This window comes from Dubosiella newyorkensis (assembly GCF_001945605.1).
GTDB lineage: Bacteria > Bacillota_I > Bacilli_A > Erysipelotrichales > Erysipelotrichaceae > Dubosiella > Dubosiella newyorkensis.
Genome location: NZ_MPKA01000086.1, coordinates 43,269 through 66,577 on the forward strand (window position 1 = coordinate 43,269; position 23,309 = coordinate 66,577).

Annotated in this window: 20 protein-coding genes and 2 tRNA genes; 19 read left to right on the top strand and 3 right to left on the bottom strand. The window is 42.6% G+C overall.

Features of this window, described 5'->3' with window-relative positions:
• Position 1: 1 nt before the first annotated feature.
• Together nifJ and BO225_RS08665 are read left to right on the top strand one after the other, a co-directional pair.
• Positions 2 to 3,526: a pyruvate:ferredoxin (flavodoxin) oxidoreductase gene (nifJ, locus tag BO225_RS08660; protein WP_076341837.1), complete on the top strand. Its 3,525-nt coding sequence runs from the start codon at positions 2 to 4 to the stop codon at positions 3,524 to 3,526.
• A 74-nt stretch (positions 3,527 to 3,600) separates the two neighbouring features.
• Positions 3,601 to 4,296, top strand: coding sequence for an HAD family hydrolase (locus tag BO225_RS08665; protein ID WP_076341838.1), 696 nt, complete (start codon positions 3,601 to 3,603; stop codon positions 4,294 to 4,296).
• Here the strand turns inward: BO225_RS08665 and BO225_RS08670 are convergent.
• A complete protein-coding gene (locus tag BO225_RS08670) occupies positions 4,288 to 5,199 on the bottom strand; it encodes a helix-turn-helix domain-containing protein (protein WP_076341839.1) in 912 nt (303 codons plus the stop codon). The genes BO225_RS08665 and BO225_RS08670 overlap by 9 nt on opposite strands.
• 143 nt (positions 5,200 to 5,342) lie before the next feature.
• Here BO225_RS08670 and BO225_RS08675 point away from each other — a divergent pair, with 143 nt between their 5' ends.
• The 9 genes from BO225_RS08675 (at position 5,343) to BO225_RS08715 (ending at position 14,692) form a co-directional block, all read left to right on the top strand.
• Positions 5,343 to 7,109: a Na/Pi cotransporter family protein gene (locus BO225_RS08675; RefSeq protein ID WP_076341840.1), complete on the top strand. Its 1,767-nt coding sequence runs from the start codon at positions 5,343 to 5,345 to the stop codon at positions 7,107 to 7,109.
• A gap of 66 nt (positions 7,110 to 7,175) precedes the next feature.
• Positions 7,176 to 8,048, top strand: a complete 873-nt coding sequence (locus BO225_RS08680; protein ID WP_076341841.1) for a peptidase U32 family protein — start codon at positions 7,176 to 7,178, stop codon at positions 8,046 to 8,048.
• On the top strand, positions 8,036 to 9,241 hold the full coding sequence (locus tag BO225_RS08685) for a peptidase U32 family protein (protein ID WP_076341842.1): 1,206 nt from the start codon (positions 8,036 to 8,038) through the stop codon (positions 9,239 to 9,241). The genes BO225_RS08680 and BO225_RS08685 overlap by 13 nt, the downstream gene beginning before the upstream one ends.
• 17 nt (positions 9,242 to 9,258) lie before the next feature.
• Positions 9,259 to 10,950: a proline--tRNA ligase gene (locus BO225_RS08690; protein ID WP_076341843.1), complete on the top strand. Its 1,692-nt coding sequence runs from the start codon at positions 9,259 to 9,261 to the stop codon at positions 10,948 to 10,950.
• A gap of 198 nt (positions 10,951 to 11,148) precedes the next feature.
• The gene (locus tag BO225_RS08695; protein WP_076341844.1) at positions 11,149 to 12,846 is read left to right on the top strand and encodes a hypothetical protein; all 1,698 of its coding nucleotides are present in this window, start codon (positions 11,149 to 11,151) and stop codon (positions 12,844 to 12,846) included.
• Between the two features lie 90 nt (positions 12,847 to 12,936).
• On the top strand, positions 12,937 to 13,626 hold the full coding sequence (locus tag BO225_RS08700) for a Bax inhibitor-1/YccA family protein (RefSeq protein WP_076341845.1): 690 nt from the start codon (positions 12,937 to 12,939) through the stop codon (positions 13,624 to 13,626).
• A gap of 85 nt (positions 13,627 to 13,711) precedes the next feature.
• Positions 13,712 to 13,785 (top strand) — tRNA-Cys (locus BO225_RS08705).
• Between the two features lie 4 nt (positions 13,786 to 13,789).
• Positions 13,790 to 13,877, top strand: a tRNA-Leu gene (locus BO225_RS08710).
• 197 nt (positions 13,878 to 14,074) lie between these two features.
• Entirely contained in the window at positions 14,075 to 14,692 is a 618-nt protein-coding gene (locus BO225_RS08715) for a hypothetical protein (protein ID WP_076341846.1), read from the top strand.
• Between the two features lie 14 nt (positions 14,693 to 14,706).
• On the opposite strand, the gene BO225_RS08720 is transcribed toward BO225_RS08715, so the two are convergent.
• Positions 14,707 to 14,910 carry a hypothetical protein gene (locus BO225_RS08720; RefSeq protein ID WP_076341847.1) on the bottom strand — a complete coding sequence of 68 codons (204 nt, stop codon included), beginning with the start codon at positions 14,908 to 14,910 and terminating at the stop codon, positions 14,707 to 14,709.
• Between the two features lie 221 nt (positions 14,911 to 15,131).
• Here BO225_RS08720 and BO225_RS08725 point away from each other — a divergent pair, with 221 nt between their 5' ends.
• The 4 genes from BO225_RS08725 (at position 15,132) to BO225_RS08740 (ending at position 17,683) form a co-directional block, all read left to right on the top strand.
• Positions 15,132 to 15,761, top strand: a complete 630-nt coding sequence (locus BO225_RS08725) for a lactate utilization protein (RefSeq protein WP_076341848.1) — start codon at positions 15,132 to 15,134, stop codon at positions 15,759 to 15,761.
• 109 nt (positions 15,762 to 15,870) lie between these two features.
• Complete coding sequence (locus BO225_RS08730; RefSeq protein ID WP_076341849.1) at positions 15,871 to 16,251, top strand: GntR family transcriptional regulator; 381 nt, start codon at positions 15,871 to 15,873, stop codon at positions 16,249 to 16,251.
• Entirely contained in the window at positions 16,248 to 17,066 is an 819-nt protein-coding gene (locus tag BO225_RS08735) for an ABC transporter ATP-binding protein (RefSeq protein WP_076341850.1), read from the top strand. The genes BO225_RS08730 and BO225_RS08735 overlap by 4 nt, the downstream gene beginning before the upstream one ends.
• Entirely contained in the window at positions 17,063 to 17,683 is a 621-nt protein-coding gene (locus BO225_RS08740) for an ABC-2 transporter permease (RefSeq protein ID WP_076341851.1), read from the top strand. Before BO225_RS08735 ends, BO225_RS08740 begins: the two co-directional genes overlap by 4 nt.
• A gap of 28 nt (positions 17,684 to 17,711) precedes the next feature.
• On the opposite strand, the gene typA is transcribed toward BO225_RS08740, so the two are convergent.
• Positions 17,712 to 19,547, bottom strand: coding sequence for a translational GTPase TypA (typA, locus tag BO225_RS08745; RefSeq protein WP_076341888.1), 1,836 nt, complete (start codon positions 19,545 to 19,547; stop codon positions 17,712 to 17,714).
• Positions 19,548 to 19,678: 131 nt separating this feature from the next.
• Here typA and BO225_RS08750 point away from each other — a divergent pair, with 131 nt between their 5' ends.
• The 4 genes from BO225_RS08750 (at position 19,679) to BO225_RS08765 (ending at position 23,029) form a co-directional block, all read left to right on the top strand.
• Complete coding sequence (locus tag BO225_RS08750) at positions 19,679 to 20,422, top strand: esterase family protein (protein ID WP_076341852.1); 744 nt, start codon at positions 19,679 to 19,681, stop codon at positions 20,420 to 20,422.
• A gap of 101 nt (positions 20,423 to 20,523) precedes the next feature.
• On the top strand, positions 20,524 to 21,078 hold the full coding sequence (locus BO225_RS08755; RefSeq protein WP_076341853.1) for a hypothetical protein: 555 nt from the start codon (positions 20,524 to 20,526) through the stop codon (positions 21,076 to 21,078).
• A gap of 15 nt (positions 21,079 to 21,093) precedes the next feature.
• On the top strand, positions 21,094 to 22,563 hold the full coding sequence (locus BO225_RS08760) for an amino acid adenylation domain-containing protein (RefSeq protein ID WP_076341854.1): 1,470 nt from the start codon (positions 21,094 to 21,096) through the stop codon (positions 22,561 to 22,563).
• A complete protein-coding gene (locus BO225_RS08765; RefSeq protein WP_076341855.1) occupies positions 22,556 to 23,029 on the top strand; it encodes a GNAT family N-acetyltransferase in 474 nt (157 codons plus the stop codon). Before BO225_RS08760 ends, BO225_RS08765 begins: the two co-directional genes overlap by 8 nt.
• The last annotated feature ends 280 nt before the right edge of the window (positions 23,030 to 23,309 follow it).

The window sequence follows — 23,309 nt, forward strand, 5'->3', positions numbered from 1 at the left end:
AATGGCTAAACATTTTCAGTCTATGGACGGTAATACGGCTACTGCCCATAACGCATATGCTCTTGCTGAAATGAGCTGTATCTACCCAATCACTCCATCATCGCCAATGGCAGAAGTCATGGACGTTTGGGCAAGTCAAGGAAGAAAAAATGCCTATGGTGAAGTTGTGAAGATCGCAGAACTTCAATCAGAAGCAGGTGCTTCGGGTGCCGTTCATGGTGCTGCCCAAGCTGGTGTTCTTCCAACGACATTCACAGCATCGCAAGGTCTATTGTTGATGATTCCAAACATCTATAAATGGGTCGGCGAAAATCTTCCAGTTGTATTGCACGTAGCCGCTCGTTCTTTGGCGAGCCGTTCGTTGAATATTTTTGGTGATCACGAAGACGTATATGCAGTTCGTCAAACTGGCATTCCTATGCTTTCTTCTCATTCTGTTCAAGAAGCGATGGATCTTGCCGGCATTGCTCACTTAGCAGCAATCAAATGTCACGTACCTTTCTTGCATTTCCACGATGGTTTCCGTACTTCACATGAAGTGGACAAAATCGAAGTGTTCGATACGGAAAAGTATAAAGAATTGATCGATTGGGAAGCATTAGACGCATTCCGCAAAAACGCGATGCAGCCACACACCAATCCAGTAACACGTGGTGCAAACGAAAACGACGATATCTTCTTCCAAGGCGTGGAAGCTCGCAACAAACATTACGAAAATATCCCAGATGTCGTTGCGGATTATATGAAGCAGATCTCTGAGATCACAGGTCGCGACTACAAACCTTTCAATTATGTAGGTGCTCCAGATGCAGAGCGCGTCATCGTAGCGATGGGTTCTGTTACTGAAACAGCGACAGAAGTCGTAGAAGATCTTATGAAGAACGGAGAAAAGATCGGTTTGATCAAAGTTCATCTCTACCGTCCTTTCTCGACAAAATACTTGACAGACGTTCTTCCAAAAACTGTAAAGAAGATCGCTGTTCTTGACCGCACGAAAGAAGGCGGCGCTTCTGGAGATCCTCTCTACTTAGATGTCCTTGCTTCTTTGAAAGACAAAGATATCGAGATCGTGGGCGGACGGTATGGTCTTGGAAGCCACGATACTGAACCAAACCAAATCAAAGCGGTCTTTGATGAATTGAAGAAAGATGAACCAAAGAACGGCTTTACAGTTGGTATTGAAGACGATGTTACATTCACTTCGCTTCCAATCGACAAATCGTATAAGATCGACAGCGATGCGACAGAATGCTTGTTCTGGGGACTTGGTTCCGATGGAACTGTTTCGGCGAACAAATCTTCGATCAAGATCATCGGCGACAACACGGATATGTTTGCACAAGGATATTACGCTTACGACTCGAAAAAAGCCGGCGGTGTAACTCGTTCTCACTTGCGTTTCGGAAATAGTCCGATCCACTCGACTTATTACATCAACAACGCTGACTTCATTTCTTGCTCGCTCGATTCCTATATGTTCAAATACGATTTGGCCCGCAACTTGAAGCAAGGCGGAACGTTCTTGTTGAACACGACATTCACACCAGAAGAAATCGTAAAACATATGCCAAATCGCTTGAAGAAAGAATTGGCAGATAAAGATGCGAAATTCTATATCATCGACGCGACGAAGATCGCAGAAAACATTGGAATGGGACGTCGCACAAACACGATCCTACAATCCGCATTCTTTGCCTTGAATCCACAAATCATGCCATTAGATAAAGCTGTTGAGCTTATGAAAGCCGCCGCTAAAAAATCATATGGCAAAAAAGGTGACGCGGTTGTAGAACTCAACTACAAAGCGATCGATGCTGGTAAAGATGGATTGGTAGAGATCCCTGTCGACAAAGCTTGGTCTGATCTACCAGTAAGCTCGCTCCGTAAAGAAACTGGCGATCCATATTGGGATGAATACGCAGCTCGTATCAACCACCTTGAAGGATATGACATGCCAGTAAGCGCATTCACGAAAAATGGAGTGCTCGATGGGACGATGCAGAATGGTATCGCGTTCAAAGAAAAACGTACGATCGCCACGAACGTTCCTCAATGGAACCCAGACAACTGTATCCAATGCGGATTCTGTTCGTTCGTTTGTCCGCATGCGACGATCCGTACTTTCGCATTGACTCCAGAAGAAATCGCGAACGCTCCAAAAGAATTTGAAGGATTCGCTACGCTTCCATTGATGGGTAAACCAAACACGGATCTTCGTTTCCGCGTGCAAGTTTCTCCAAGCAACTGCGTAGGTTGCGGACTTTGCGCGAACGAATGTCCAGGAAAAGCCGGCAAGAAAGCACTCACGATGGTGGATGTCAACTCGCAGCTTTACCTTGATCCTCTTGCGGATTACCTTTATAAAGAAACAGAATATAAAACGGATCTCTTCCCTAAGACTACGATCAAAGGAAGCCAGTTCCAAATGCCATATTTCGAAGTTCCTGGATCTTGCCCAGGATGTGGTGAAACTCCATACTATCGTTTAGCTTCGCAATTATTCGGTAAAGATATGCAGATCGCAAACGCGACTGGATGTTCTTCGATCTATTGCGGTGCTAACCCATCCACTCCTTTCGTTAAGGATAAAGATGGAAACGGAACAGCATGGGCGAACTCTTTGTTCGAAGACAACGCTGAATTCGGATATGGTATGGCTCTAGCCAATAACTACACCGCAAGCAAAGTCTACAAGATCATGGAAGACAACTTGGATAAAGTGACTCCAGAATTGAAAGATCTCTTCGAACAATATCTTGCGGCTGGAAACGACCGTGAAAAACAACGCGAACTTGCTCCAAAAATCAAGGAACTCGTAGCGACAGCTGATGTTGAAGAAGATGTCAAGACTTTGGCAGAATACGACCTCGTTCATAAATCCAACTGGATCATCGGTGGTGACGGATGGGCTTATGACATCGGTTACGGTGGATTGGATCACGTTCTAGCCAACAATGTCAATGTAAACGTTCTCGTTCTTGATACGGAAGTTTACTCGAATACAGGTGGTCAATCTTCTAAATCTTCGCAGCGTTCGTCTGTAGCGAAATTCGCGGCTGGGGGTAAAACAACAGCGAAGAAAGATCTTGGTCAGATCGCCATGACTTATGGTCATGTATATGTAGCTCAAGTATGTATGGGCGCAGATAAGATGCAGACATTAAAAGCGTTCCAAGAAGCGGAAAGCTATGATGGACCATCTTTGATCATCGCTTATGCACCATGCGTTGAGCACGGTATTAAAGGCGGACTTGGAAACCATCAACAAGTACAACGCGAAGCGGTAGAATGCGGATATGTTGACTTGTATCGTTACGATCCAAGAAAAGAACAACCATTGACGATCGATTCTAAGAAAGAACCAAACTATGACAAGATGGAAGAATTCATGCTTAAAGAAGCACGTTTCGCTCAACTTGTTAAGTTAAAGGGTCCTGAAGCTTCTGAAAAGATGTTTGAAAAAGCGAAAGCGGATGCGAAAGCACGTCGTAAACGCCTTCAAGCGATCGAAAAAGAAGGAATCTAACCGAACAGACTAAAGAGACAGGTGATCCTGTCTCTTTTTTGACTTTTTAGAGCAATCGAAGTAAAATGAATGTTATGAAAATGAAATTACTTTTTGATTGTGATGATACTTTATACGATTTGTCCTGGCCATTCGAAATGAGCGTAGAGAGAATGTTCGATCCAGCGCTTTTAAGAAATACAGATCGAGACCAGTTTTACGCGGATTATCGAAAAGCGGGTGATGTGATCTTCGACCAAGTTCAAAATGGAACGATTTCGATCGATGAATCGGGTATTTATCGAATTAAAGAAGCTTGCAAAAAACATGGGATTCCCATCGATGATAAGAAAGCGCAAGACTTTCAAAACATGTACCGCAATTATCAATCCAACATTACCATGACAGATGATTTAAAAGCGTATTTGATCGATTCCGACGCGATGATAGGCGTTCTGACAAATGGAGAACATAGCCATCAATACGCAAAACTCAGCGCTTTAGGCGTATTTGATTTCATCCCATCGACTCGGATCTTCACGAGCGGTAAGATCGGATATGCAAAGCCAGATCCTCGCTCCTTTGAACATGTCATGAAAACGTTCAACGATGACGCGATCAACTGGTATTATATTGGCGATCATTATCGAAACGATATGGTAGGAGCCAAAAAAGCCGGAATGAAGACGATCCATTTCAATCGACATCATCAAGAAGAAGGCGACGCGAGCGATTATGTCGTCTATACTGAAAAAGAATTGATCGACCTATTAAAAGAACTCTCAGCTTAAGCGAGAGTTCTTTCTATATTTCAAGGGAGTCATGCCCTTGGCTTCTTTAAATTGACGAATAAAATAAGAGACGTTCTGAAATCCGCACTCCAAACCAACGTCTAAAACCGAACGATCGGTCTCCTTCAATAGTTGTGCCGCCTTTTCGATCCGGTATTGAATCAAATAGTGGATCGGAGAATCGTGATGAAGCCGCTTGAACAGCATATTCACATACGATTGATTCGATGAGATCAAGTTCGCAAGATCGCTAAGCCGGATCTCTTCTTGATAATGCTCTTCGATATATAAGATCATCGACTTATACTTTTCGATACTTTCATATTCTTCACCCAATTGTCTCGATTCTTTTTCGATAAAAAGATTCAATTCATAAAAATTCAAAAACAAAGTATAGAGAGCGAGCTTCACCTCGTAATAAGCATAGGGTGTATTTTTATGCATGACCCTGATCATATTGAGGATCAAATCGTGAATGAGACTATATCCAAGACGATCTTCCTTGATCAAAAGCGGAAATCCGATCTTTTTCTGCAAATAAGGAGCGATGATATCCGTATCGAACGCATCCGCAAGAGAGGCTTGAAACAGTTTAGGGTCAAAGATGATCGCATGATGGATCGTGTCGGGACCGACCCCTTGAAGTTGATGGAGCTCTTCGGCATCGATCATGCAAATATCGTTTTCGCGTAAAAGGATCGTATCGAAATTGTGTTCTAAATACAATTCTCCTTTTTCCACATAAAGGATCTCGCATTCGGGATGCCAATGACGAGCCACAAAAAAAGAATCATTCACAAGAACGAGGGGATCGTTTCGAGAATCAAAATATAAATACTGGATCGGTTTTTCGGGCGTTCCATGCACGGCTTTTTCTTTTAACTGCAAATAATCGTTCTTCATAATCTTATATTCATTATACATGAAAAATCAGCCGTATCTTTGACCATATACTCACGATTTGTCAAGAAATTGTAAAAGAGATGTAAAAGATTATAAAATTTTCTATAATAGGGATAAACTTTTTGAGACTGAGGAGCAAAACAATGAATATCAATACACTTATCCTTATATTGACATTGATGAGCGGTATCGCTCTTTTCCTTTATGGAATGATGGTCATGGGAGATGGACTCAAACAAATGGCCGGGAACAAATTAGAATTGATCCTGTACAAATTGACCAACACTCCGCTGAAAGGACTTATGTTAGGAGCAGCCGTTACGGCCATCATTCAATCCTCTTCCGCCACGACAGTCATGGTCGTCGGATTCGTCAATGCAGGGATGATGAAAGTCACCCAAGCGATCGGAATCATCATGGGAGCCAATATCGGAACGAGCATCACAGGCTGGATCTTATGCTTATCCTACATCGATGGAAAACAAGGGATCGCGCAATTGCTTAGCACCGCCACGTTGTCTGCGATCGTGGCAATCGTTGGTATCATATTCCGGATGTTTTTAAAAAAAGATTGGCAACATGCCCTAGGCAATATCATGCTAGGCTTTGCGATCTTGATGATCGGCATGCAGACAATGTCAGGCTCAGTAGCGCCATTAAAAGAATCGGAAGTGTTCATCAACGCACTGACTTCTTTCAACAACCCGATCTTGGGAATCGGTTTTGGGATCTTGCTGACGGCGATCATCCAATCCGCCTCGGCTGGAGTCGGAATCCTTCAAGCGCTCTCAGTGACTGGGGCGATCACCTTTGGTTCTGCCTTTCCAATGATCATGGGAATTGGGGTCGGAGCCGCTTGTCCGGTTTTGTTGTCGGCGATCGGAACCAATAAATTTGGTAAACGGACAGCCTTGGTCTATTTAGTCAACGACATGTGCGCCATGATCATAGGCACGATCTTGTTTTATTCAGCCAACGCTCTTCTTCATTTCGATTTCTTGAATATGAGTATGAGTCCTGTGTCGATCGCGCTGATGAATACAGTCTATCGTGTCTGCGCGATGCTGATCCTGCTGCCATTTGTCAAAGTGATCGAAAAGATCGTGACCTTTCTTGTGCCAGGCAAAGAAGAGGAAGATGACGAAGATGAAGACTTTGAGCTTCTAGAAGAGCGCTTTCTTGCCTATCCAGCTATCGCGATCAACCAGTGTCATCGTTCAATCGTGATGATGGCGAAAAGCTGCCGCAAAAATTTGTTCCGTTCTTTAGCTTTGTACGGTGATTATTCCGAAAAGACATTCAACAAGATCAAAAACCGCGAAAAGAAAGTCGACAAATACGAAGACAAGATTGAAGATTACTTGATTTCCTTGACTGGAAAAACATTGACCGAGATCCAGTCTCGGGATGTTTCCGAATATCTTCATTGTATCAGCGATTTTGAGCGCACTGGCGATTATGCCTATCATATCGCCAAGATCAATAAAGAACTTCACGAAAAGGATGTCCATTTTTCTTCCCAAGCCGAATATGAAGTTTCCGTCGTAGAAACAGCGACCAAAGATATTCTTCAAACCGCGATCGATGCTTTTGAAAATCAAAACTTGACTGCTGCTAAACACGTAGAGCCTTTAAAGGATCTCATTAGCATTTTATGCGACGAATTGAAGATGCGTCATATCCAGCGCTTGCGGGATGGGATCTGTTCGCTTGATCAAGGAATGTATTTTGCCGAACTGCTCAACAATCTAGAACGCACAGCAGACCATTGCTCCAATGTCGCTGTATGCTTGATCGAAATGGCTTCCTCCGATTACAATTCACATGAATATTTAAGCCAATATCGACGTGAAAAAACCGGAGAATACGCGACCTATTTTAAAGAATACGATCAAAAATATCGAGTATAAGTCAATGACCAAGAAGTGTTTTTCTTGGTCCTTTCTATGTTACAATGATAAATCGGAGGTAGATTTATGTTGATCGCAACGATACAAAATTTAGAGAATCTAGCTGCTTTCAAAAAGAGCGGAGGCGATGGTGTGCTTGTTGCTCTTGAACCTTTTTCGATCCGAAACGAATCGGTGATCGAAAAAGAGCAGCTGATCGAGTGGAAAGATCAATGCCGTGCTTTGGATCTTCGTTTATTTGTGAATATGATGCGAATGATCCATGAAGAAGATCTCGACGCATTGGCTCACTTCCTGCGGTATTTAAAAGAAATCGACATTGATGGGATCTATTATGCGGATGAAGGGGTCTATGAGCTTGCTAGAGAGATCGGCATTGAGGATCGGCTGATCTATCAGCCAGAAACGCTTGTCACTAGCTGGGCGGACGTGCAATTTTATAAACAGTTAGGAATTCAAAGCATTTGTCTTGCCCATGAACTTTCGCTCGAAGAGATCGAAGAGATCGCGCAAAAAGAACAAGACATCGAGATTTTGATCGATGGCTATTTTTCGATCCTTTATTCTCGAAGGCATTTGATCAAGAACTATATGCATCACTTAGAAAAAAAGACCGATCAAAAAAGGTTCGATCTAATCGAAAATACACGTGAGGAGCGGCTTCCCGTTCTCGAAGAAGAAAGCGGGACCTTCGTTTTTTCCCCAAGACCGATCCAGTCGTACAACCAAATTCAAGATCTTCAAAAAGCGGGCGTGCATCGTTTTAGGATCGATTCGATCTTTTCAACCGATGCGGAAACGATCGAAAAAGTGCAGATCTATAAAAAATTACTCGATGGGGAACGTATCGAAGCCAATCTTGAATCGCAAATTGGCTCAGATCGATGGTATCATGAGCAAACTGTACGCAAAAAAGGAGATAAAGCATGCAAAAAATAGAACTGTTGGCGCCTGCTGGCAATTTAGAAAAAGCGAAAACAGCTATACGATATGGAGCGGATGCCGTCTATATTGGCGGTAAACAATTTTCTTTGCGATCAAGAGCCAGCAATTTTTCTTTAGCGGATATCCAAGAATTGACGGATTTTGCGCATCGGCATGGAAGCAAGGTCCATGTGACGGTCAACATTCTTCCGCATAACGAAGACCTTGAAGGATTGAAAGAGTATTTGCTTGCCTTGGAAGAGGCTCAGATCGATGCGATCATCGTCGCTTCTCCTTATCTCATGAAGCTGGCAAAATCGCTTCCTGTCTCGTATCAAGTTCATGTTTCGACCCAGCACTCCTCGACAAATTCAGCTTCAGTCCGTTTCTGGCAAAAAGAAGGGATGGATCGAGTCGTTTTAGGAAGAGAGTGCACCCTCGAAGAGATCGAAGCGATCGCTCAGCATTCTACGCTTCCTTTAGAAGTATTCATTCATGGAGGAATGTGTATCGCCTATTCGGGAAGATGTGTTTTGAGCAATCATTTAACGATGCGGGACGCGAATCGGGGCGGCTGCGCGCAAAGCTGCCGCTGGAAATATCATTTGATGGATCAGGAACAAGAAGTCTCAGATCCTGATGATCTGTTTTCAATGTCTTCGAAAGATCTGCAGGCGATCCCTTATGTACAAAAACTCATAGAACTTGGAATTGCTTCTTTGAAGATCGAAGGGCGGATGAAATCCGCATACTATTTGGCGACGGTCGTCAGCAGCTATCGGCGGTTGATCGATACGATCTATGAAAAGGGAAGCGTGAGCGCAGAAGAAATGAAGGCGATCGAAAAGGAGATCCGGAAGGCGGAAAATCGTCAAACGGGTCCTGGTTTCTTAAATGGGATCCCGGATGATTCGGTACAGCTTTATCGAGATCATGACGAGATCGTCACTCAAGAATATGTAGCGGATGTGATCGGGTATGATCCGATCACAAAGACGGCCAAGCTTTTGGTTCGCAATTATTTCCAACCGCATTCTGTTTTGGAGATCTTCGGGCCTAAGATCATCAGTACGCCTGTCAAGATCGAAGAAGTTTTCGATGAAGAGGAAACTTTGTTGGAAGTCTGTAATAAACCGATGGAAATCGTGTATACTAAATGGGATGGACCTATCGAGATCGGCGCGATGGTCCGTAAGATCAAAGAATAAGGATAGGTGAATACACTGTGAAATTAAGCAATAGTTTTTTTTATACATTGCGTGAAGACGCGAAAGACGAGGATTCGATTTCGAGCAATCTTCTAGTTCGAGCAGGAATGATCAAAAAATCATCCAACGGAATGTATATGATCATGCCAATGGGAAAAAAGGTGCTTTCGAAGATCGAAGGGATCGTTCGTGAAGAGATGGATGCCAAAGGCGCACAAGAATTGTTGATGCCAGCTCTCATTCCTGAAGATGTTTATATCCAATCGGGAAGAAGGGACGCGTTTGGAGCGAATATGTTCTCGATGTACGACCGCTATCAAAAACGGTACGTCCTTGGGCCGACGCATGAAGAGCTGTTCGCGATCGCGGCCAGCATGGATGGAAAATCGTACAAAGATTTTCCTTATAATTTGTATCAGATCCAAACAAAGTTCCGCGATGAGACTCGGCCTCGTTATGGCTTGATCCGAGTCCGTGAATTTATCATGAAAGACGCATATACATTCGATATCGACGAGGCGGGTCTCGATGTTCAATACCAAAAAATGTATGAGGCGTATTGTTCGATCTTTGATCGTCTGCATTTGAATTATAAGATCGTCAAGGCCGATACAGGCGCGATGGGTGGTCTTCTTTCTGAAGAGTATCAAGCGATCTCAAATATTGGCGAGGACATCGTGGTTGGTTGCGAGAATTGCGATTTTTCCAGCAATTTAGAGATTACAGAGGTCGTGGATACTTTGGAAGAAGATCAAAGCCCAATGCTAGAAATCGAGTTGAAGGAAACACCGAATGCCAAGACGATCGAAGAAGTGGCCGCTTTCTTTGGCAAAGAGCCTAAAGATTTTGTGAAGACGCTTTTATATGAGGCGGATGGCAAGATCGTCGCTTTCTGCATTCCAGGGAATCGGGAATTGAATGAGACGAAAGCGCAAAAAATATTGAAGGCGAATTCGATGGAAATGGCGAATTTTGAAGATGTGGAAAAAGCGACAGGCGCGAAAGTTGGTTTTGCTGGACCTGTTGGACTTGATGTGCCTGTGTATTTGGATCGTCAAGTGCTGAAGATGAAAAACTTTATCGTTGGTGCCAATAAGACAGATCATCATTTGATCAATGTGAATGTGAAAGATTTTGAACCGGTCGAAGTCGCCGATCTGACGCAAGTGATGGAAGGGGATATTTGTCCGAATTGTCATCAAAAGCTTGTTTTCCATCGAGGCATCGAGGTCGGAAATCTTTTCAAATTGGGTACGAAGTACTCCAAGACGATGAATTTAATGTATACAGATGAGAATAATGTTCTCAAGCCTGTCTGGATGGGTTCTTATGGGATTGGCTTGGAGCGCTGTATGGCGGCTGTGGTCGAGCAGCACCACGATGAGCATGGGATCATTTGGCCAAAGGAAATCGCACCATTCAAGCTTGCGATCGTTCCCATTTCTTTAAAAGATAACGAGCAAGTGGGAGCGATGGAGTCTTTGTATTCGTATTGTCAAGAGAACAAGTTTGACGTGCTTCTTGATGATCGAAATGAACGTCCTGGCGTTAAATTCAAAGATATGGAGCTGATTGGAATTCCATACCGGATCACGATCGGAAAAGGGATCAAGTCTGGATTGGTCGAATGGGTCGATCGTGCCACGAAACAGAAGGAAGAAATTTCTTTGGAAGATGCGAAGACGCGGATCCAGCAATTATATCAGTAAGAATGAGAGCACGATTGTTTCGTGTTCTTTTTTCTTGATCATATGCCTTTGAAATATAGACATTTTTGTGGCATAATACATATTGGCTGAATCACGAATTTGGAAAAGATGAAAACTTTTGTCTCACTTTCATAAAGTCGATTTTACTTTTCATTTTTTTTCATGTATCATAAGCCGTATATGGGAGGAGAGTTAAGAATGCAGAATAAAATTCATATTGGAAGTAGTCAGGTCATCCTCAACTACAATCGCGCATACCCGAGAAATCGAGAATCCCTTTTGGGATCTGAGCCTTTTAAACGATTTTTAAGGCATGTGATCGAAACATCGAAACAGAATAACGCGAAGTTATTCGATTATGTAACGATGAATGGAAAGTTCACGATTGAGGAAGCGACGGATAACTTTACAACTTTTTTGCGCATCTTAGCCATTTTTAGGATCGATGAAGTCGATAGTGAATATTTGAATGATCGAGTTTCGCTTTTGGCTTTCGTGAATATGGTCTACGATTCTTGGCGTTCTTTGCAGCGTTTCGGATATATGTATTCGGAGAAGACCAATGATTTTGGGATCAATACTTTAGTGAAGCGCGACAGCGATCTGAACGATTTGATCTTGAGAACGTATCGTTTGTTTGAAGAGAAGATCCAAGAGCGTCCAAATTTGGTGTATCGTCAAGTCCAAGCAGGAACGAACGCATGTTTCTCGGTGCATCATGTCAAGGACTCGTTCGCGAAAGAATATGAAAAGTTGAGCGATATTCCGGTGATCGATACGGTGATGCTTCGAACACCGATGATCTTGCATCCAAAATCAAGTAAACGGACGGGAATGTTTGAAGAGACAGACCACAACCCGATCGATTCGTTCCACTATGATCCAGAAGATTGGTTCTGCTTCCCAATGAAGGTGGGCAAGCTTTTGTGTTTTGTCTACTTTAATTCGAAATATATGGCTTCGGCGATCTCGCTGGCCAACTTATTTGAATTGGCGACTTTTGAAGAATCGAAGGAAAAACCGGATCTGATCGTTTTATATGGTAACGAAGACAACAAGAATCAGACAGTTTTCTATCACGATACAAAGAACAATATTTGGCTCGGTTCGATCTCGGATCATCCTAGAGTTGAATATTTTGGCTATATGAAAAAGATGGCTTTGACGCTTCACAATTTAGCGATGATGCATCAAGGCTGGTTGCCGATCCATGGCGCTTTTGTCAAGATCACGCTCAATGATGGTCGTACAAAAGGGATCATGTTGATGGGTGATTCGGGTGCTGGAAAATCCGAGTCGATCGAAGCGATGAAAGTCGTAGGTAAAGATGTCATCAAAGATGTAGAAGTTATTTTTGACGATATGGGTACGATCCATATCGAAGATGGTGTTCCATATGGTCAAGGCACGGAAATTGGCGCGTTCATTCGTTTGGATGATCTGGATCCAGGAACTCCATATCGGGATATGGACCGTTCGATCTTCATGGCGCCGGAAAATCCAAACGCCCGCATGATCGTACCGGCATCTCCTTATCAAGATGTCATTACGAATCATAAGATCGATCTCTTCGCTTACGCCAACAACTATACAGATGAGTATGGCTTGAAGGAATTGAGCGTGGACGAAGTCAAAGAGACTTGTAAAATGGGAAAACGGATGGCGCTAGGAACGACGCAGGAAGTGGGTATTTCGACAACGTATTTTGCCAATCCGTTCGGTCCTATGCAGCAGCAAGATGTTTGCGAGCCTCTGATCGACGATGTTTTCCAATCGCTCAAAGACAATGGTGTCTTCGTGGGCGAGATCTATACCCATTTAGGATTCGATAAATTGAATCGTCAAGGACTGCACGAAGCAGCTACAGAGCTTCTTGAGTTCATTCGGAAAGATTAAAGAATACAAGCTGCCTTTTTGGCGGCTTTTCTTATGTAGGAAAGAAGGAGTTGTGATATAATACTTGATACTTAAGAAAGGAGGGCAAGGATGCCTGAATATTATAATGCCTATTCTCCGGCGCAAGAGAAGAGAAACGGCTTGATCAAAACGTTTTCTTGGATGTTTTTTGGCCTTCTCATAACGGCTGCGACTTCTTATATATTGTATGCGACAGGATTGTTCTATACGCTTTTATCAGGGCCGATCCCGTTATTGTTGGTGATCGCCCAATTTGGGATCGTGATCGCGTTTTCGAGTTCGATGCAGCGAGCGAGCGCCTCGACAATGAAGCTTTTATTTATCGCGTATGCGATCACGTTAGGTGTGAGCATGACCTCGATCTGTGTTGTTTATGGATTAGGGACTGTATCGATCGCGTTCTTGGTGAGCGCCGTCTATTTCGCGTGTCTAGTGATCATTGGTTTTACGACAAAAAAAGATCTCAGCAAGATTGGTACGCTTTGCATCGCTGGCTTGATCGCTTTGATCCTTTCACAAGCGATCATGCTGCTCTTTAGAGTGCCAGGAACAACACGTTTGTTGAGCATCGTTGGTTTGTTGATCTTCACGGGTTTAACGGCTTGGGATGTGCAAAGAGCGAATCAGCTGATGAACAATACGATCGGCGAGACGCAAGAGAAGTTCGCGATCTTCATGGCTTTGGAACTGTATTTAGACTTTATCAATATTTTCTTATATATCGTTCGTTTGATCGGTTCCAACAGCAACCGCAACTAACAAGAACCTCCCTTGAAAGGGAGGTTTCTTTTTTGAAAAAAGTATTGATTTTCATTAAAAAAGATGTTTTAATATATAAGTAATCGGTTCCGTAGCCAAGTGGTAAGGCAATAGACTGCAACTCTGTGATCATCGGTTCAAATCCGATCGGAACCTCCAATTCGGGGTCGTGGCGAAATAGGCAGACGCAACGGACTTAAAATCCGTTGGGAGTTAATCCCGTGTGGGTTCAAGTCCCACCGTCCCCACCATTTGAAAATCAGTCCTTGAAAGAGGACTTTTTTTATGTGTTCTTCTTTGTTTCGAATAATAGCTTTTCATATCCGAGCGCACATTTTGCAATAAAATCACATAATATCGAGAAATATATTATTTAAGTAAATATAAAGTAAATAGTTGAAATCCTATGTTCTAAACAGTATCATACTTTTATAGAAAGAGGAAAACTATGAAACTACATACTTTCGTCTCGAACATGAAAAGCAGCGACCCAAAGGCGTTCGAACATTTTATCCAAACCTTTTCGACTCCACTTTTTGTCCATGTACGACAGTTTGTAGAAGATGAAGAACAAACTGGAAGCTATGTCAAAATGATCCTTTCAAAATGGCTGAAAGAAATCCATACTCTAGAAAGAGAAGACGATATTCGGGATTCTTTGATCCAACTCGTCTATGAAAACGTTCCAGAAACGATGATCGCTCGAGCTTTTGATCCAGCGATCGATAGCGATTTCGATAAACTTCAACTCAACTTCGCAACATTATCGTATCTACAAAAACAAATCTTGCTCCTGTCGATGTATGAAGAGAAAGATGACCTTGAAATTGCGGTGTTTCTAAAAAAAAGCCTCAAGAAAATTCGTCAAGAAAAAAAAGCAGCTCTTCAGAATTTTGATCATGAAGAGGATATCAAATACTATTTTCAGCAATATGTTCAATCTTTGCATATTCCAAAGAGCTTTTTGAATTCAATCGAACAAGAAGCTTGCATCCTCTATCAAAAAAAACCAGAACCTTCCCGGCTCCGGTTTAGAATCAGTCAATTGTTCCAGTTCTTCTTCTGAACGATTGACTTTTTTTATTCAAACATTTCCCAGACGTTTTCAGCTGAATGGTTATTCTCCATCTCCATAGACGATAGCTTGTTTTTCCAAGCGTTTTGATCAAACGTCTGTGGGCTACTTTCCTCATGCAAATTCATGATAAATTCTTGCGTGAGCACGTTGGCTTGAGAGCGGCGCTTGATCCGAAGCACTAATTCCAAAAAATCCGAAGTATTCATAACCATTCCTCCTCATTTCCATTTTAATATAGAAAAAACCATACCAGAAAGCAAGAAAAAAAGCCCCGAAGGACTTTTTTTCTAAGAAAGTTTTAAGAAAGGGAATTTGATTATGAAGTGAGCTCTTATTCAGCTCATCGTTATTTAAACATATCCACAAGAAACTATCCATTCTAACGCTCTAAAATTTGATACAATATTTTTGAAAAGAGGATAAGAACATGGATAAGAATATTCAAAAAAGAAACGAGCTTCTTGCTCAAACTGTGATCCACGGACTCGAAAGCAGAAATATGGATGGCTATTATGCAAAAAATAAAGAAGAGGCCTTAAAGATCGCTCTGGAATTGATCCCGGAAGAAAGTGTCGTCACGATGGGAGGGGGAATGAGCGTAGAAGAGATCGGACTTAAAGAAGCCCTTCAAAATGGAAACTTTACATTTTTAGATCGCAGCAAAGCCGAAGATCCCCGCAAAATGATGCTCGAAGGCTATGACGCAGATTATTTTCTATCTAGCGCGAATGCGATCACTAACGATGGCATCCTCGTGAATATCGATGGCAATGCCAACCGAGTTTCAATGATCGCTCAAGGACCAAAACATGTCTTGTTTATCGTCGGAATGAACAAAATTTGCGATGATATCGATGGCGCGATGAAACGCGCCCGCAATGTGGCCGCGCCTATTAATGCTCAACGATTTGATATCAAGACTCCATGTAAAAAAACAGGAACTTGCCTCAACTGCAAAAGCCCGGATACGATCTGCTGCCAGTTCTTAGTCACACGCTTTTCAAGACATCCTCATCGCATCAAAGTCATCTTGGTCAACGACGACCTTGGATTCTAAGAGTCTATGCTGAAAATCATTCGATTTTCAGCTTTTTTATTGACAAAACGGCCAAGTGTATTTAATGTATATATTGTATATACACATTAAAAATAGGAGACGTCGAAATATGGATATCATCATCACGATGCGATCGGACAAACCGATCTATGAGCAAATCGAATCCCAGCTTAAAGAAATGATCGTCAGCCAAAAGCTGAAAGCAGGCGATCCGATCCCGAGCATGCGCGCTCTTGCCAAAGATCTGCACATTTCTTTGATCACTGTCAAAAAAGCGTATGAAAACTTGAGCCGAGATGGCTTGATCGAAACAATCGTAGGAAAAGGTTCCTTTGTCGCTTCCCTCAATACCGAACAACTTAAAGAAGAAAAGCAGCGCGAAATCGAAGCCTTACTTTCAAAAGCTTGCCAAGAAGCAAAGGCGACAGGTATACGAAAAGATACGCTCAAAGAATTGATCGATATCCTTTATGAAGGAGAACTACTATGACTTCTGCCCTACAAGTACACCATTTAACAAAAAAATATCCCACCTTTACATTGCAGGATCTCTCTTTTGATCTTCCGCAAGGAACAATCATCGGCCTTATCGGAGAAAACGGAGCGGGGAAAAGCACCCTCATCCGCTGTCTTTTACAAATGAGCAAACCGGACCAAGGAGAAATCGAACCACCGATCAAAGATTTCAATCAACTCAGCTATATTCCGGATAGCTGCGTATTTCCAGAAATCTTGACGATCGAACAGCTCGAACAAGACTTCGCAAGTATTTATAAGCATTGGGAAAGTGCCAAATTCTGGGATATGGTCAAACGATTCAAATTGCCTCATAAACAAAAACTCAAAACGTTCTCGAAAGGCATGAAAGTCAAGCTCGCTTTCTGTGTCGCGTTTTCCCATCATGCGAAATTGCTCATTCTCGATGAAGCGACTTCTGGACTTGATCCACTTATTCGCGACGAGATCCTCGATCTGCTTTTGGAATTTATCCAAAAGGAGGATCATACCGTCCTTTTTAGCACCCATATCACAAGCGATCTAGAAAAAGTCGCGGATTATATATTGTATATCCATGAAGGCAAAAAGATGTTCATGGACACAAAGGATGATCTCATGGAAAAGTATGTTATCATGCACTGCACCCAAGACGAATATCAAAAGCTACCTAGCTCGAAGATCGTCCGCGTGATCAAGCAACCGTATCAAATGGACGTGCTTGTCGAGAAAAAAGAAGCCGAATACACTTTTGATACGCCAACTCTTGAAGATTTGATGCGTATGTATTCGAAAGGAGAAAAACGATGAAAGGACTTTTAAGAAAAGATCTACAGCTCATTTGGGCGAGCTGGCCGATCTTGCTCATGATCTTGATTGGAGGAACAGCCATCTCGATCTATGTGAAAGAACCAACAATGGATATTTGTTTTGTGACGCTTCTTCTTGTTTTTCAAACGGTCGCAACAGTCATGAACGATCAAACTTCAGGATGGTATCCATGGGAGCTTTCTTTGCCTGTGTCGCGAAAGAACATGATCTATGAAAAATATATTCTAGCGATGCTAATCTTAGCGTTTGGCCTCATTCTTGCGCTTGCGATCTATTATGGGGTCAGCGCGATCACCAATATCGCTCCAGACCGGTTTTCGCTAGAAATCAATCTCTCGATCTTATTGATTTTTTTTGGTTGCGGGGTCGCGCCTGCTATATTGTTGTCATTTTATAAAAAAGAAACGGGCCCGATCGCGATGATCGTGGCCGCTCTGCTTCCGATCGCTATCATCCTCATCATCATGAATACCGTATCAGATGCGAATATCAAAGAGGTATTCATGGGCATTGGAGCCATCAGTATGCTTATCTACTTCACGTTGATGTTCCTGAGTCCAAAGATCGTGACCAACTGGCTCGATCGATCGTTATAAATGAAAAGAAGGCTCGCGCCTTCTTTTTTTATCCATTCTTTTGCGCCATTTTTTGGCGATACAAATTTCTTCGATCTTGTGGCGTCAATCCTTTTTTGCGGATTCGGATCGCGTCTGGTGTGACTTCGACAAGCTCGTCGTCGTTGATCCATTCCAGAGCTTCCTCCAACGAGAACACTCTAGGTGGCGTCAAAAGCATCGCCTCGTCCCGACCACTGCTTCTTATCGCCGTAAGCTTCTTGTTTTTGAGCGGATTAACATCCAAGTCAATATTTTTTGCCGACTCACCGATGATCATTCCTTCATAAACAGGTGTTTGTGGCGATACGAATAAAGATCCACGCTCCTGCAAGTTCCAGAGCGCGTATGTCATCGCCTCTCCTGTCTCGGTGGAAATCATCGCTCCCTGCATGCGCTGGGTGATCTCGCCTTTATAAGGTTCGTATCCACTGATCCTTCTAACAAGCGTTCCTTCGCCATGCGTATCGTTGATAAATTGATTTCTGAATCCTAAAAGTCCACGAGTAGGCGCCGTATAGGTGATCTTGACATAGCCGTTTTCTTCTTCCATATCTTGCATGACCCCTTTACGCAGGTTGAGCTGGTTGATGATCGTTCCTTGATATTCAGCAGGCGCTAGGCACACCACTTCTTCAACAGGTTCGACCTTATGTCCATTCTCATCGACATGCAAGATGACTTCTGGCTTCGATACGGCAAGCTCATACCCTTCACGACGCATATTTTCGATCAAGATCGAAATATGAAGCTCGCCACGTCCACTGATCTTGAAACAATCCGCGCTATCTGTTGGTTCGACCTTCAATCCAACATTGACCTCGAGTTCTTTTTCGAGCCTTTCTTTGATGTTTCTTGATGTAACGTATTTACCAGACTGGCCCGCGAATGGAGAGGTGTTGACATGGAAGTTCATCGATAAGGTCGGCTCTTCGATCGCAATATGTTCCATAGGCTCGATCGAATCAACAGCGCAGATCGTATCGCCAATAGAAATATCTGGCATTCCCGCGATCACGACAATATCTCCAGAATGCGCTTCTTTGACACTTGTTCTCGACAAGCCCTTATAAACGAACAAATTTGAGATTGTCTCTTTTTTCTGCAAACCTTCTTGATTGCAGCGAACATAAGTTTCGCCTTGTTTCAAGACACCATCATAGATCCTTCCGATCCCTAAACGACCGATATATTCATCATAAGCTAGGGCGGAAACTTGCATTTTTGCTGGTTCCGCATCTAGATCAGGGTATACATCGCAATGCTTCAAGATCGTATCGAACAAAGGATCGATATTGTCGCTAGGCGTATCTAGATCGTATTGAACGATGCCTTCGCGCGCGATTCCATATAAGATCGGAAAATCGAGCTGCTCATCGCTCGCGTTGAGATCCAAAAACAAATCATACACTTCATCCACGACTTCTTCTGCTCTTTGATCCTTTTTGTCGATCTTATTGATCAAAAGGATCGGCCTAAGACCGATTTCCAACGCTTTCGACAAAACGAACCGCGTTTGAGGCATAGGGCCTTCGCTTGCGTCCACGAGCAAAATCACCGTATCCACTGTCTTGATGATTCTCTCCACTTCGCTGGAAAAATCCGCGTGTCCTGGAGTGTCGACAATGTTGATCTTGACACCATCGTGAATGACTGAACAGTTTTTCGAATAGATCGTGATCCCGCGCTCGCGCTCTAGATCATTGGAGTCCATCACACAATCGACAACTTGTTCATTATCGCGAAACACATCGCTTTGACGCAAAAAGGCATCGACCAAAGTCGATTTACCCGCATCGACATGCGCGATAACCGCTATATTTAAAATTTTTTCTTGATCCGACATCGTATCCTCGCTTTCAAAAAATTCATTGACATTATAAGCCCACACCTTTAAAAACACAAACAAACCAATTCTTATCCTTTACGAATTGTTGATTATAGTATAATGTATACGGTTGAAAAGGAGATTTAATTATGAATGTACGTTATTTTAAAGAATATTCTAGCTTTCTAAATCGAGACATGGAATTTAAGATGTATGGACATGCGGGAACGCTTTGTCTTGTTCTGCCTTGTCAAGATGGTCGCTTTTTTGAGTGGGAAGACCGACATATGTACGATCAAGTATCCGATCTGATCGAGCAAGGACGGATCCAGTTTGTGAGCGTCGACTCAGTCGATCTAGAAAGCTGGTCAAGCTATGGCGATTCTCCTTCACGCATGCAGATGCAAGAAAACTATGTCCAATATATTATGAATGAGCTTATTCCAAGCGCTCTTTATAAAGCGGGTAAACCACAAGACGAGGCGATGATGGTCTTGGGAGCGAGCATGGGCGCCTTTCACGCCGGCAATTTCTTTTTCCGCTATCCTGGCCGTTTTAAACAAGTATTGGCTCTTAGCGGACTATATGATATGAGTCGCTATTTTTATGATGGAAATATCGATTTCAACGCGTACCAGAACAATCCTTGCGGATATTTATCGCAGATGGATCCAGCGCATCCTTATATTCCTCAATATAATGAGGCGCAAGCGATCTTTGTGGTTGGACAAGGCGCATGGGAGCACGAATGCGCCGACGATCTTAGAAAGCTGGCCGGCCTTTGTTTTCACAAAGGGATCCATATCCAAACGGATTTTTGGGGATTTGATGTTCCTCACGATTGGCCAAGCTGGGAAAGACAGATCAAAGAATATTTGCCAAGAATGTGTTAGACGATCCAAAGACGATCGTCTTTTTTATTTTTTCAGTTAGGCAAGAGGGAAGCGTTCTTTTTCTTGATGTATTACTATTTTTTTAGAAATGAAGAATCGAAATGCTGATCAATCTATTATTAATGCTGTTCTTGATTTGGTTTATTATCCATAATTTTATCAAGGCCCATACGTTCACTTCTTTTTCCGTATGGCATGATTCTTTCGTTCCAATCTATTCACTTGTCCTCTTTTTCATCACGATGAAGTGGGATCGTGCCAACTTGATCTTGTTGGCGATCCTTACACCAGTGGCTTTGCTTCTTGGCTGGTATGAGACGCGAGGCATAGAGATCAAGAAAGAAAAGTCGCACAAAAACAAGACGGAATATGAATATATGATCAAACGCGGAACACCCTATGCTGTAGGATGGACGCTAACTTTTGTTTTAGGGATCGCCTTGCATGCATGGTTCGCCAAAGAAAAGATCTTAAACATGTTTTCCGAAGCGATCTGGGATAATTTGATCGAAGAGCTCAATCCTTTCGCCATTTTTTCTACCTCACATACGTGGTATATATGGCTTTTGAGCGGTCTTTCTTCGACCACATTCATTTCGGTGATCAAATATTCGATCTCTCGATATTTAAAACATAAAAAAGAAAAAACACTGTAGCGGAAAGGAGAAAGTATGGAAACGATATATGAACGGCTAAGATCGATTGCCAAAAGCGATCCAGACCAACTCGCTTTGTTGACGAGCGATAGATCGCTGACCTATCGCGACATGATCGATCAAGTGGATGAGCTCGCTCAAAAGATTCCTTTCAGTCATCAAAAAGTGGGAGTCATCTTAGAGCATGGGATCGATATGATCTTTGTCTTGTTCGCGCTTTTAAAAAATGGAAATTGTTATGTGCCAGCCGAACCTAGCTTTCCGATCGAACGCGTCAAAACGATGATGGAAGAAGCGAATGTCAAGACGATCATCACCCAGACAAAATTCAATGAACGATTCAAAGGAATGGACCTGACCGATCTTGACGATTTAAAAAAAAGTGAAGCGGATGGAAGTGATCCTATGTGGATCAAAAGTGAAGATCCAGCCTATATTTTATATACTTCCGGAAGCACAGGGAGACCGAAAGGTGTTTGTGTGACCCCAAAAAATGTGCTGCATTATATATGGGCGTTTGAACATGAATTTCATATTGGTCCAGGCGATCGGATGCTTCAATATTCTGTCTGTTCTTTTGATATTTTTGTGGAAGAGGTGTTCGCATCTTTGCTCAATGGTGCTTGCCTTGTCATTCCGAACGAAGCGGAAAAGAAGGACTTGTCTTCTTTGATGGATTTCGTTGAAAAAAACGCGGTTACGATCATTAGTGGTTTTCCTTATCTTCTTGAGGAGATGAATCACTTGCCTTCGATTCCTTGTTCTTTGCGTCTATTGATCAGTGGAGGCGATGTGCTTCGAGGAAGCTATATCGATCATCTTCTTGATCAAGTTGTGATCTATAACACATACGGGCCTTCGGAAACGACGGTCTGCGCTTCTTATTTTAAAGTCAATGGAAGCAAAGTGCTTGAGGATGGGACTTACCCGATCGGTAAAGCGGTTTTAGGAAGCCATATCGATCTTTGGAATGATCAGGACCATCCTGTAAAGGATGGAGAAGTCGGGGAAATCATTATTTCAGGCGATGGCGTATCGTTAGGCTATATTGGAAATCATTCACAAGAAAACAAAGCGTTCGAGAAAAAAGGAGGAACGACTTACTACCATTCGGGCGATCTTGGATACAAGCTCAAGGATGGAAATCTTGCGTTTTTACGTCGCAAAGACGATCAAGTCATGATCTTAGGAAAACGAGTGGAAGTGATGGAAGTCGAAGCGAAGCTCAATCAAATCGATACGATCGAAGAAGCGATCGTCAGAGTCTATCAAGATGAAGAACATTTATCGTATATGATCGCTTATTTTGTTCCTAAAACGAAGTGTTCTCTATCGAAGATCGTCGAACAATTGAGCGAGTCGCTGACTTACTTTATGATCCCTTCTTATTTTGTTCAAATGAAATCGTTGCCTAGAAACGCGAATGGAAAGATCGATGATGGGCTTTTGCCAGTTGTTTTGAAAGTGGGCCACCTGGATGTCTGAAGTCAACATCGAACAAGCGTCTTTGCAGGATCTTGATCTGTTGATGCATTGGCGGATGATCGTATTGAAAGAAGTATTTTCGCTCGATGCGCATGAAGATCTTACTGAATTGTATCTTCAAAATAAACAGTATTATGAAAAAACACTCTCGGATAATACTCATATTGCTTGTTTTGCCAAAAAGGAAGGAAAGATCGTCGGGTGTGGTGGCATTTGTTTATATTCTGAAATGCCTTCTCCTGACAATTTGAATGGACTGTGTGGCTATTTGATGAATATTTATGTTTGTCCTGATATGAGACGCCAAAAGATCGGAGAGGCGATCGTCCATTTTTTGATCGAGCAGGCAAGATTAAGAGAGGTCAAAAAGATCACTCTCGAAAGCAGTGAAAGGGGAAGGAAGCTGTATCAAACGATCGGTTTTATCGAAGAACAAGATATGATGATCTTGAAAGATTCACAATAATGTTCGCATCAATTTTCTCTTAAGCGCTTGAAGTCCTTTAAAAATAGAAATGTTATTTCAAAGTCGATCCCGTGTCTTGTGAAGCAAAAACAAAGAGATACAATAAGTCTAGTGTTTGAGGAGAAGAGGATGAAAACAATACAAGTAGGAATCATTGGAAATGGCAAAAGCGCCAATCGCTAACATGCGCCATTTCTTCTAGATCGACCAGAAAAATTCAAGATCCGTACGATATAGCGGCGAGATCCTAGCCACGATTCGTGGCCTAAGATCAAGGGAG